The sequence below is a fragment of the Beijerinckia mobilis genome (assembly GCF_000745425.1).
Classification (GTDB): domain Bacteria; phylum Pseudomonadota; class Alphaproteobacteria; order Rhizobiales; family Beijerinckiaceae; genus Beijerinckia; species Beijerinckia mobilis.
Map to the genome: position 1 here is coordinate 20,865 of NZ_JQJH01000030.1, position 12,269 is coordinate 33,133.

Annotated in this window: 13 protein-coding genes; all 13 read left to right on the forward strand. The window is 60.2% G+C overall.

Annotation, left to right across the window (positions count from 1 at the left end; translation table 11 throughout):
* Positions 1-22 precede the first annotated feature (22 nt).
* The gene (locus tag DL88_RS16875) at positions 23-973 is read left to right on the forward strand and encodes a DUF3991 and TOPRIM domain-containing protein (protein WP_034998812.1); all 951 of its coding nucleotides are present in this window, start codon (positions 23-25) and stop codon (positions 971-973) included.
* Positions 970-1,290 carry a hypothetical protein gene (locus DL88_RS16880; RefSeq protein WP_034998814.1) on the forward strand — a complete coding sequence of 107 codons (321 nt, stop codon included), beginning with the start codon at positions 970-972 and terminating at the stop codon, positions 1,288-1,290. The genes DL88_RS16875 and DL88_RS16880 overlap by 4 nt, the downstream gene beginning before the upstream one ends.
* The gene (locus DL88_RS16885) at positions 1,274-1,582 is read left to right on the forward strand and encodes a hypothetical protein (RefSeq protein WP_034998817.1); all 309 of its coding nucleotides are present in this window, start codon (positions 1,274-1,276) and stop codon (positions 1,580-1,582) included. Before DL88_RS16880 ends, DL88_RS16885 begins: the two co-directional genes overlap by 17 nt.
* A complete protein-coding gene (locus DL88_RS16890; protein ID WP_245270928.1) occupies positions 1,566-3,671 on the forward strand; it encodes an ATP-dependent helicase in 2,106 nt (701 codons plus the stop codon). The genes DL88_RS16885 and DL88_RS16890 overlap by 17 nt, the downstream gene beginning before the upstream one ends.
* Positions 3,672-3,673: 2 nt before the next feature.
* On the forward strand, positions 3,674-3,880 hold the full coding sequence (locus DL88_RS16895) for a hypothetical protein (RefSeq protein ID WP_034998820.1): 207 nt from the start codon (positions 3,674-3,676) through the stop codon (positions 3,878-3,880).
* Positions 3,877-4,239: a hypothetical protein gene (locus DL88_RS19595; RefSeq protein WP_051956114.1), complete on the forward strand. Its 363-nt coding sequence runs from the start codon at positions 3,877-3,879 to the stop codon at positions 4,237-4,239. The genes DL88_RS16895 and DL88_RS19595 overlap by 4 nt, the downstream gene beginning before the upstream one ends.
* A gap of 185 nt (positions 4,240-4,424) precedes the next feature.
* Positions 4,425-5,090, forward strand: a complete 666-nt coding sequence (locus DL88_RS16905; RefSeq protein WP_034998822.1) for a hypothetical protein — start codon at positions 4,425-4,427, stop codon at positions 5,088-5,090.
* 351 nt (positions 5,091-5,441) lie between these two features.
* Positions 5,442-5,963, forward strand: a complete 522-nt coding sequence (locus DL88_RS16915) for a hypothetical protein (RefSeq protein WP_034998827.1) — start codon at positions 5,442-5,444, stop codon at positions 5,961-5,963.
* Positions 5,960-6,316, forward strand: a complete 357-nt coding sequence (locus tag DL88_RS16920; RefSeq protein WP_034998830.1) for a hypothetical protein — start codon at positions 5,960-5,962, stop codon at positions 6,314-6,316. Before DL88_RS16915 ends, DL88_RS16920 begins: the two co-directional genes overlap by 4 nt.
* A gap of 79 nt (positions 6,317-6,395) precedes the next feature.
* Complete coding sequence (locus tag DL88_RS16925; protein WP_084705254.1) at positions 6,396-6,746, forward strand: hypothetical protein; 351 nt, start codon at positions 6,396-6,398, stop codon at positions 6,744-6,746.
* 184 nt (positions 6,747-6,930) lie between these two features.
* Complete coding sequence (locus DL88_RS16930) at positions 6,931-7,239, forward strand: hypothetical protein (RefSeq protein ID WP_034998834.1); 309 nt, start codon at positions 6,931-6,933, stop codon at positions 7,237-7,239.
* A gap of 3 nt (positions 7,240-7,242) precedes the next feature.
* Complete coding sequence (locus DL88_RS16935) at positions 7,243-7,647, forward strand: hypothetical protein (protein ID WP_034998837.1); 405 nt, start codon at positions 7,243-7,245, stop codon at positions 7,645-7,647.
* Positions 7,648-7,736: 89 nt separating this feature from the next.
* A partial coding sequence (locus tag DL88_RS16940) for a helicase-like domain-containing protein (protein WP_034998839.1) occupies positions 7,737-12,269 on the forward strand: 4,533 nt, incomplete at its 3' end.

Here is a 12,269-nt window from a genome sequence, read left to right on the forward strand (position 1 = left end):
GCAAAACAAACGGAGAAAGCTGATGAGCCGTGATCCCGAACTTCAGGATTTCCGCGACCGCGTGCATTGCGGCGTCCTGCTCGAACGGCAGAATGATCCCTGGCAACTCGACAAGGCTGAAAGCACGCGCAACGCCCTCAAATATCGGCGTGGCAAAGGCGAAACCCTGATCATCAACCATGGCGGCAAGGGCTGGTGGGATCCTCACAGCGACGCCAAAGGCGATGTCATCTCCCTCGTGCAATATCTCAAGCCGGGCACCAGTCTTGGCCTCGCCCGCAAGATCCTGCGGCCGCTGGCAGGTGCCGAGCTGCAGGGATTTCACGCGCTGGCACAACCCGAGAGACCGCCGCGGATCAGTCACGAAGACCGGTCTCAGTCCTGGCGCTGGAACCAGCGGCTGGCGCTTTATCCCGGCTCGACAACCTGGCGCTATCTTACTGAAGAACGCTGCCTGCCGGCTTCCATCCTCAAAGCCGCCAGCCACGCCGATGTCGTTCGCTGTGGTCCTCAAGGCAGCGCCTGGTTCGCCCATCGCGACGAAAACGAAACCGTCTGCCACGTCGATATTCGTGGTCCGGCCTACAAGGGTGGTCTGAAAGGCGGCGCCAAACGCCTGTTCCGGTTCGGCCCGGCTGCAATCCCGCGCCGTTTGATCCTCGCCGAGGCCGCGATCGACGCCTTGAGCCTCGCCGCCCTGTTCGGGATCAAGGACGACACTCTGTTTGCCGCAACAAGTGGCGGTATGGGACCGCAAACGCTCGATGCCCTGCGTGGGCTTCTGAGGACCATGGCCGCCCATTATCCCGATGCGATGCTGATCAGCGCCGTCGATGCCAATCCGGCCGGCGCCCGCTATGCCTGTCTCCACGCGATCATGGCGAGAGAAACCGGCATTCTTTTCAAACGCCTGCGTCCATCCATTGACAATGGTGACTGGAACCAGGTCCTGCAGGAAAGGAGCCGCCCATGACGATGGCTCTCACGCCACCCGCGATGGCGAACGACAATCTGCACAACCGCCATTCTATCGCCTTCGTCAGCCTGCCCGAAGGAACCTCTCTCCAACCAGCCTGGCGATCCAACCAGAGCAGCCTGACGGACACATATGTGTCCGTCGAACCGCATGATGGTTCCGGCGCGATCGAAGGCCTTGTCATCTCAGGAGACCAGGATGCGGATGGTGATTGGATCCTGGAGACAGCGTTCACGGTCTTCGTGACCAGCGACAATCATCTTGACGAACTGCTCTGTATCTACCCCTGGAACTGCCATGTCGCGACTTTATGATTCTCCCAGCTCCGCTGAGAATAAACGCTACTTCACAGCGCATCTGACTGCCTTTTCCTGCCTGCCCGAACGCATTCGTGCGCGCTACTGGGAGCCGGATCACAACACGCCGCTTGTTTACGTTGAAGGCAATTTCGGTGGTTGCATCGGCATCGTCCTCGGCAAGCGCGACGAACCCTACGAAGACGTTGACGATTTCGACCGTGAATTCGTCCTGTTCTCCATCGATGACAAGCACATTGGCGAATTCATCATAGTTTACGGATACAATTGCCATGTCGAACGAATTTGATTCCTATGATCCCGACGCTTATGCGGCCCTGATGGATGACAGGCCGCTGTATGCGCCCTCGTCCCAGGCCTTCGAGACCCTGGCGGCGAACCTGACCGCCCGGCAGGTGGAAGCCGCTTCCACGCCTGGCGCTCTCGTCGTGCTGGCCGGTGCCGGCACTGGCAAGACCTCGACGCTGACCTGTGCCGTCGTCCATCGCATCGCCGTGGAAGGCCTTTCGCCATCGCGTATTCTGGCTGTGACCTTCACCAACAAGGCCGCCGCGGAAATGACCGGCCGCATCCGCGAGGCCTTGCAGGGCGGCAGCACACCCTCCTGGCTCGGCACGTTTCATGGGTTGGGCGCGCGGCAGCTGCGCGCTGAACCGGAAGTCGCGGGGCTGCGCCCGAATTTCGAGATCATCGACGCCGACGACAGCCGGCGCCTCATCAAGAGGATCATGCAGTCCTTAAACCTCAATGCCGATGAAAAGGACAATGAATCCGGCGCCGAGCCGGTCAAGCGCATGACCAACCAGATCGGCAAGTTCAAGGACCTGCTTCTGTCCCCGGAGGACACGCCCGCCTATGTTCGCAAGCTGATCGCCGATGCCAATACGCTCGGCAAGCCGATCCATCCGGCAAGCCTGCTCGCCGCCGCCAGGATCTACGACCTCTATCAGAAGCGCCTGCGTGACCAGAACAGCGCCGATTTCGGCGACCTCCTGCTCTGGCCGACACGCGCCCTCCTGCGCGATGCCGCCTATCGCACCCGCTGGGCGAACCGTTTCGACTGCATCCTCGCCGACGAATATCAGGACGTCAATTACGCCCAATATCAATGGCTGCGGGCTCTGGCTTCCAGCCATCAACGCCTCTTCTGCGTCGGTGACGATGATCAGGCGATTTATGGCTGGCGCGGGGCGGATATCGCGTATATCCGTCGCTTCACCCAGGATTTTCCGGAGGCTGCAGTGATCCGCCTCGAGCAAAATTTCCGCTCGACCGGAGCCATCCTCAACGCCGCCAATGCGGTGATCGCGCGCGATCCGCATCGGCTCGGCAAGACGCTCTTCACCAACAAGGGCTATGGCCAGCCGATCGAGGTGGTGCCGTTCAAACATGCCGAGGCCGAAGCCCATGGCATCGTCGAGGAAATCCGCAAGCGGCATGGCGAAGGCGTCGGCTTCGAAGCCATGACGATCCTCTACCGCAACAATTTCTTCTCGCGCGGCTTCGAGGAATGCCTGATGCGCGCGAAAATTCCCTATGTGATCGTCGGCGACGTCGGCTTCTACCAGCGCGCCGAAATCAAGGATACACTCGCCTTTCTGCGGGTCGCCACCACACCCAATGATCCGCAATCCGACGAGGCCCTGCGGCGCGTGATCAACGAACCGCGGCGCGGCTTCGGTCCCAAGGCCATGGCTGTTCTCGAGGAAGAAGCCGCCTTCCGCCGTCTGTCGCTGTTTCGCGCGATCGAGACGGCCGCTTTGCCGCCCGCCTGCCGCAAGGCTGGCCTTCTGTTCGTCGCAGCCATCGAAAAGGTCGCGAGTGACAAAAGCCTCACGCTGGCCGACCAATTGTCTCTCCTGCTCGACGCGACCGGCTATCGCGCCATGCTGAAGGAAAGCAAGGCCGAAGGCGTCGAGGCGCGGCTCGAGAATATCGGCGAGCTTCTGCAGCTGGCGGGCAGCTTTCACGACGCCCAGGAACTCCTCGACCATGCGGCGCTCGCCACCAGCCGGCCGAACGAGACGGAGGAAGGCCGGCTCAAGCTGATGACCCTGCACAAATCGAAAGGGCTGGAATTCGATCATGTCTTCCTGCCTGGCTGGGAAGAAGGGATTTTTCCGGCCGGCAACAGTGATCTCGATGAGGAACGCCGCCTCGCTTACGTTGCGATCACAAGGGCCAGACACCGTGCCGCGATCACCTTTTGCGAATTCCGGCGCGGTTTTGTCGATCCCTCGCGCTTCATCGCCGACATCCCGCCGCAGCATCGCATCGATGGCTGGCTGCGCGATGATGGCGCCCCGCCCGTACAGCGTGTGGCGAGAACACCCCTGCGGCCAAACTCGCGTCACACTCGCTCCTTCCCGGCGCGCTGACCATGCCGGATCTGTTTTCAAAACCATCGCAGCGCGATCTCGACACGCATTCCGAACCGTCGCGCATCGACCGCGATCTCAAGTCCCATAGCTGCGCGATCTGCGGCAAGCCGGCCTCCTTTGGCTTCGGTGTCAAACTCATGCATGGCATCGACGGCCGCTGGAGCTGCTTCGAACACCGCGACGACGTCAAAAGGATCAAGCCATGACGATAGTCCTCAGACAAAGGTTCGCCAATCGGCGGGAATCCACCTCTCTGCCCTTCGACGCCGAAGGGGTTCACTGGGTCGTCTCGTATTCCTGCCTGCCGGATGGCAAGGTCGGCGAACTCTTCATCGCCTGCAACAAACCCGGCAGCAAGATCGAGGCGAATATCCGCGATGCCGTCATCGGTGTTTCGATCGGGCTTCAATACGGCATGCCTCTCGAAATCGTCCATGCTGCCATGAATGCGGACGAAGACGGTTCTCCTGCTTCCGTCGTCGGACGCGCCATCGCGCTCGTCATCGACGATCTCCGCAGACAAGCGCCGGACCAGAATGGGCCGACCCTGCAAGCAGCAGAATAAGGATCACAAATTAGAGATCGAAATAATGTGATATGCCAAGTTTCTAGAAAAATTGGAAAATTTAATATATAACGGTAATACCATATAGATACTCCTGGAACGATGGGAAATTATATCGGCCAGAACAGACACATCTCACATAGGGGGGATTGTTCATGACGTGTCCGAACTGCGGCTGCGCGACCATGAATCGAGTCATTTATCTCGGTCTACCAGGGCGTCTCTGCCCGACATCAGGCTGCAACACACTTCTTGGTCTGGCATCCTACGCACCCGCAATAACCTATCTGAATGCCGAAGGAGAAATTGATTACCATTTCACGCGCTATGAGGGTTCCTATTTAAAGGGGCTCTGGTTCTGGTTTATAGAAGTCAGCCAGAAAAAACGTATCCAGCACGTTGTGCACTCCTCGATCAAGAAAAAGCAGGATGCCTATGGCATGGCACCCGATGCTTATATTGTTCGGGATCGGGACGGCACAGTCGAGGAATATTTCGATAGACAATCGGCGATTCAGAGCGTGCAGGAAAAGACGCGAAGTCATGACGGGGACATCGTGATGCTTCCGGCATTCTATAATGCCAAAACCCTGATGAGAACCGAGCGGGAATGCGCCCTTCTCGAGATACTCTATGATGTTAACAGATTGCATGGCAATGCCATTATGGCATCGCGGCATGATCAGAACGACGAACATGCGACGGCTCGCGCCTCCGCGTTTCTCCTGGTCGCGACAGTCCTCGCCCGTAAGATTGACCCCGATTACGACGGGAGCAAGGATCCACTTGGTCCCTTCCGTCTTCTCCAGCGTATGCAGCGCATCCATCAAACGAGTAAGAAAGCAGCTTAAGGCCCGGGCTACCGTCCTGAGCACGGAGACATGCTTTCGTCTATTCCCCAATGATTTCGTTTATTGACTCTGTTCTGGAATAGGACAGTCATAAGGACACTAAAAGAAATGCTTGTGCAGGCACAAATCGTTGAGACTGGAGATCGTCTTTAAAGACATGCTATTCCGGTTTCCTGGAACGGAAAAAAGGAAAAAAGAGAAGAAAAACCACGAGCGGGGTCCGGCCGGCAAAAGGTGGGTCGTCCGGCCGCTGCGCTGGGCCGGGACGATCCCGGCGCAAGCGCCGCTTTTGCAGCCGTCCCTCCGGCTCGTGGTGAGGGGATGGGGTCTTCAGACAAAAGGAGCTCCCGAATGAATCCCAGTCTCAGCCTATCCCATCCGCTCTGGCAGGAACCAGGACTGCGCATCCTTTTACAGCGCCTCGTGCAGTTTCTGAAACCGGAACCCTCGCCGGCGAGACGGATCGAACCCAAAGCACCCGTCGCCAGTGTGGAGACGATCGCGTCCGAGGTTCAACCGCAATCACCCTCCCTTCCGTCCGCCCCGGTCATTCCGCTGCATCCGCGCAAGGTCATGCTGCCGGCAGAATTCGAGATCACAACGGAACAGGATGAGGCGGTCTCGGACAAGGCCATCGAAATCCTTCTCGGTCGCGGTTCAACCAGTCCCGCCGCGCTGATCGATGATCTTCTGCCACATGCCTCTGAAACCGCTGCGACCCGCGCCTTCGACCTGAAAGTCGCCCGCGCCATTCTTCTGCATGTCATCGCGCTCGACATCCGTCACGTCGCGCGGATGACGGGATTCAGCGAAGCGACCATTCTCGCCATTCTCAATGGCTGGCGTGAGGAACGGCTGGAGAAAGCCGCATGAGCCGCTTCAACATCCTTCTGTCTCAGGCCACTGAAGGGCCGTGGATCAAGCTGCCAGGCCACACCCGCATGGCGGATGGGCAAAACCTGCCGGTGTCCCGGATCGTCTCGCGCAAGACCCTGGCGTTCGTCGCCGAGACCCATCCCATCGGACCGGGCGATGCCGAGCAGGTGCAAGCCAGGGCCAATGCGGAGCTTCTGGCGAAAAGCCACGCCATGGCCCGATTGCTGGAGGAAGCTCTTGCGGTTTTCGATGTCGAATTCGAACGGGATCTGGAGATTTCAGGGGGCGATTTCCTCGAATGGTTCTCCAATTGGCGCGCCCGCGTCAAACAACTGGCTGAAACACGCTGATCCTGTGCCCTTCCCTCACTTTCAAGCCCGTCCTAGCGACGGGCTTTTGCATTTTTACACCCTGCCAATGGAGCATCTCATGCCACGCTACATCATTTCCGCGCACAAGATCGACACAATCACGGTGCGCAACGGATTGACCTGCACCAAAATGTCCAGTCTGTTCGGTCCGAAACCGGAGAAAGTGGTCGATGTCTCGTCCCTGAAAGAACTCATCGCCGAATACAATACATTCGCCGACAGTCTCATCGACAGCGGTCTTTGTTACGACCTTTATGTCACCAAACATCCACACGAGATCGCCCGTCTGTTTTCCGGATTCAACAAGGCCCTCACCAACGGGGGACCGCTGAAGCGCATAATCAATCGGGAAATCGCCCTGGCCGCGGGAGCACAAAAACAGGAATCCGCCGAGTCAATTGGCACATGAACACATGATCATGTGAAAGAAGAGAAAGGGAGAAGGAAAGAACCACAAGCGGGTGCCGGCCGCAAAAGGCGGGTCGCCCGGCCGCTGCGCTGGACCGGGCAATCCCGGCGCAAGCGCCGCTTTTGCATCCGTCCCTCCGGCTTGTGGTCGGGGAATGGGGTCTTCAAGAAAAAAGGAGATCCCCATGAAAGCTTACCATCTTCCCCGTCCAGATACCGCCTTCTCCCTCAGCCCCATCAGCTTCGACACATTCGATCATGAGGCCGCCCGCCGTGAGGGCTGGGACCTCGTCCGGGACGGCGTCTATTCCGATGGCGTGCCAAAAGTCCAGCTGCAATCGCTGCGCGACAATTCTCCCTTCAGCGAGGACCGCGATGTCTGGTCCCATGTCGTCGAGAAAGCACGTCTCTGCTCGAGCCTGCATCGCCAGGCGCTGGACCTGGTCGACCGCCTCGAGCTCATGGCTATCCACACCGTCCACGGATTCTGGTGAGCCATGACGGCCCGCAAGAAACCCCTGCAATGGGGCCGCGGCAGGAAACGGGAAACCGGCCTGCCCTCCCTTCCGCCTGCCCTGCCCCCGGAACTCAGCTTTCTTGGCAGCTGGTCCTGGCGTGATCCGCAGCCTGGCGAAACCATCCGCCAATGGGTTTCGCGGCAGGACCTCCTGCGCGCCGAACTCGAGGCCCGCGCCGCCAACTGGTGCCGTCCCGGCCAAAGGGTCCGGATCCTTCACGAACCGTCTCTGCGGAGCATCGGCGGCCGTCTACGGACCGGCACGATCATCCGGCCGGGAACACATCCCTTTGCCGATTACGTGCGCGTCGAACTCGACCTGACCGGCAGACAAACATCCCGGCGCATACGCTTTCTGGCGCTCGAAACCATCGAGCCGCTGTAGGCGCATACGCACCCCTCACTCTTCGTCTCATTCCACCGCGCGGGCGGCCCCATCGCCGCCCGCCGATGACGCTCGTCCCGAGGACTTCAATGGCTCGCAAAGACTCGTTCCAGCTTTCCCTGTTCGATACGACCGCCCTGTCGGCGGCCTTCACCGCCCGGCCCACCGTCAAGGCGCCGGCGAGCGCGACCGCTGCCCCGCGCGAGACCGCTCCGCTTATGCAGGAAGCCGATCCATTCCCAGCCCAGGATTTTCGCCTCGAGGACGATCGCGGGCTTGCCAAAGGCTGGAAAGCCCGTGCCATGGACAATCTGAAAGCCATCGCGCTTTCGCAAAAGATCACTGAAGAAGGCCGTAACGCGTCTGCCGAGGAACAGGCGATCCTCGCCCGCTTCACCGCTTTCGGCGCCGGCGAAGTCGCCGACAAAATCTTTCGCCGCCTCGACAATCCGCCGGTTTCCGGCTGGGAGGATCTGACCGAAGAACTCGAACAGCTGGTCACGCGAGAAGAGCTCGCGAGCCTCAAGCGCGTGACCCAATATGCCCATTACACCCCCGAACGGCTCGTCACCGCGCTCTGGAATGGTGTACGCCGCCTCGGCTTTGCCGGAGGCAAGGTCCTGGAACCCGGTTGTGGCACCGGCCTGTTCTTCGCGCTGCTGCCGGAAAAACTGCGCGGCAAGGTCAGCCTGACCGGCATCGAGATGGATCCGGTCACCGCGCGGATCACCAGCCAATTGTTTCCCAATGCCTGGATCCGCAACGAGGATTTCACCAAGGCGAAGCTTGCCGATTCCTATGACCTCGCCATCGGCAATCCGCCCTTCTCGGATCGCACCGTTCATACCGATGACGCGACCGGCAAACTCAACCTCTCCCTGCATGATTATTTCATCGCGCGATCCATTGACCGGCTGAAACCCGGCTCCCTCGCCGCCTTCGTCACCAGCCGTTACACGCTCGACAAAGCCGGCACGACCGCCCGCGCCACCATCGCCCAAAGCGCCGATCTCGTCGCCGCCTTCCGCCTGCCGCGCGGCGCCATGGCGGAAAGTGCCGGCACCGATGTCATTCTCGACGTCCTGTTCTTCCACAAGCGCCCCACCGGACAGGAACCGAACGGCATCGCCTGGCAAGACCTCGCTGAAATCATTCCAGCCGAAGACGGCGAAGCCGCGATCGCGATCAATGAATATTACCGCGATCATCCCGACCATGTCCTGGGCTGGAATGCCCGCGTCTCCTCGCAATATGGTCCGACCTATGGCTGCACGCCCCTATTCGGGAATGTCTTCGACAAGCTCGACCGCCTGATCGAGAGCCTGCCGCAAAATCTCGTCCAACCCGCCAAAGCCAGCCAGGACCGGCCATCACCCGGAAAGCCCCAGATCGTCGTCGGCACGGCCGCCGATGGCGCGACCATCAAGGAAGGCAGTTACATCCTTCTCGATACTGTCCTGCATCAAATCCTTGACGGCCAACCCTGCAAGGTCGCGATCCGCAGCGCAACGAACAAGGAGGGCATTTTCGACAAACATGCGCGGATCATCCGGGCGCTGATCCCCGTCCGCGACGCCATCCGGGACGTCCTGCGCGCGCAGGAAGCCAATCAGCCCTGGGGCATGGCGCAAAGCCGGTTACGCACGGCCTATCAGGCCTTCGTCCGCCAGTTCGGACCGATCAATCTGACGAAGGTCACGGAAACCAAAGATCCCGAGACCGGCCTCACCCGCGAAACCCAGCGCAAACCCAATCTCGCCCCCTTCCTCGATGATCCCGACGTCTGGCTGGTCTCCTCGATCGAAACCTATACGGTCGAGACGGGAGAGGCCAAAGGCGGCCCGATCTTTACCGACCGTGTGCTGCATCCCCCCGTCGAACCGATGGTCCAGAGCGCCGCGGATGCGCTGGCCGTCTGCCTGCACGAGCGCGGAACGATCGACCTGCCGATGATCGGCGAATTGCTCGGCCAGAGCGAGGATCAGGTCATCGAGGCCCTGCGCGGCCAGATCTACCGCCTGCCGAACACCGTGCCGGGTCTCGACGTCTGGCAGACCGCCGATGCCTATCTCTCCGGCAATGTCCGCAAGAAGCTCGAGGAAGCCAAAGCCCTCGCGGACAGCGACGCGCGTTTCCACGCCAATGCCACAGCCCTTGAAGCCGTCCAGCCGATCGATCTCAAACCCTCCGACATTACCGCCCGCCTCGGCGCCCCGTGGATTCCGGCAAGCGACATCAGCCGCTTCATCCGTGAGATGATGGAGATTGATACACGCGTCCATCACGTCGAAGCCCTGGCGATCTGGACCATCGACGAGACACCGTTTCGCGGGCAGGCATCGGCCACTTCGGTCTGGGGCACCGAACGGGCGCATGCGGGGGAATTGCTGAGCGATGCGCTCAATTCCCGGATTCCGCAAATCTACGACGTCTTCCGGGAGGACGGACACGAAAAGCGAGTCCTCAACGCGATCGATACCGAGGCCGCCCGAGAAAAGCTCACGAAGATCCGCGAGGCCTTCAGCGCCTGGATCTGGACCGACAGCGAACGCGCCGACCGCCTCTGCCGGATCTACAACGAGACCTACAACAATCTCGTCCCGCGCCATTTCGACGGCTCGCATCTGCGCCTGCCGGGCGCGAGCTCCGTCATCACTTTCTATGCGCATCAGAAACGGGTGATCTGGCGGATCATCAGCACCGGCAAGACCTATATCGCGCATTCGGTCGGCGCCGGCAAAACCTTCTCGATGGCCGCCGCCATCATGGAGCAGAAACGCCTCGGCCTGATCACCAAGGCGATGTATGCGGTGCCGGGCCATTGCCTGGCGCAGGCCGCCCGCGAATTCCTGCTGCTCTATCCGACAGCCCAGATCCTCGTCGCCGACGAGACGAATTTCACGAAAGACAAGCGCCAGCGGTTCCTCAGCAGGGCCGCGACCGGCCATTGGGACGCGATCATCATCACCCATTCGGCCTTCAAGCTGATCCCCTCCCCTTCAACCTTCGAGCAGAGGCTGATCCAGGAGCAGATCGATCTCTATGAGACCATGCTCGAATCCGTCGACAAGAGCGAACGCTTCACCCGCAAACGGATCGAACACCGCAAGGAAGCCTTCGAAGAACAGCTGAAAGCCATGCGGAGCCGCAAGGACGATCTTCTGACCATCGGCGAAATCGGCGTCGACCAGATCATCGTCGATGAGGCGCAGGAATTCCGCAAGCTCTCGTTTCCGACAAACATGAGCACGCTGAAAGGTGTCGATCCCGAAGGCTCGCAACGCGCCTGGGACCTTTATGTCAAGACCCGCTACATCGAGACGCTCAATGCCGGACGCGAACTGATCATGGCCTCCGGTACGCCGATCACCAACACGCTCGGCGAAATGTATACGGTGCAGCGTTTCATGCAGCCGGAGGCCCTCGCCGAACGCCACATCAGCGAATTCGATGCCTGGGCGGCGAATTTCGGGGAAACCCGCACCGAGCTCGAATTACAGCCTTCCGGTCAATACAAGCCGGTCACGCGCTTTGCCGAATTCGTCAATGTCGCCGACTTGATGGCGATCTATCGCACGGTGGCCGACGTCGTCCTGAAAAGCGATCTGCGCAATAATCTGAAACTGCCGCCGATCCGTGGTGGCCGCCGCGAAATCGTCTCCAGCGAGGCGAGTGTGGCCTTCAAACGCTACCAGAAACATCTCGCCAACCGCATCAGGGCCATCGAAAGACGCCACAGCAAGCCACAACCTGGCGACGACATCCTCCTGTCGGTCATTACCGATGGCCGCCATGCCGCGATCGATCTCCGTTTTGTCGGCCTGAAGTACGGTGAACCCGGCAACAAGCTCGCCAAACTCATCGACAATGCCTTTTCGATCTGGCTGGAGACGAAGGACTGGACCTATCGCCAGCCGGACGGCACGCCCTGGCCGCTGCCGGGCGCCGCGCAAATGATCTTTTCCGATCTCGGTACGCCCAATGCCGAAGGCAAGCGCGGGTTTTCCGCCTATCATTGGATCCGCGACGAGCTCATTGCCCGCGGCGTGCCGGCGAACCAGATCGCCTTCATGCAGGATTACAAAAAGTCCAGCGCCAAACAGCGTCTGTTCAACGATGTCAATTCCGGGAAGGTCCGGTTTCTGATCGGCTCGACCCAGACCATGGGCACCGGCGTCAATGCCCAGCAACGGCTGATCGCGCTGCACCATCTCGATGTCCCCTGGCTGCCGGCCGATATCGAACAGCGCGAAGGCCGCATCGAGCGCCAGGGCAACCAGAACACCGAAATCCGCCTCTTCGCCTATGTCACCAAGGGCAGCGTCGATGCCACCGGCTGGCAACTGCTCGAGCGCAAAGCCCGTTTCATCGACATGGCCATGTCGGGCGATACCAGCATTCGCCGCATCGAGGATGTCGGTTCCTCGGCCGACCAATTCGCCTTCGCCAAGGCCATGGCCTCGGGAGACGAACGGCTCATGCGCAAATCCGGTCTTGAAGCCGAAATCGCCCGCCTCGACCGGCTGAGAGCGGCGCATTTCGAGGACCAGCTTGCCGTCCGCCGCGAAATCGAACGGACCGAATTTTGGCTTGACCGCGCCGAAAAGCAAAGCGCGGCTCTG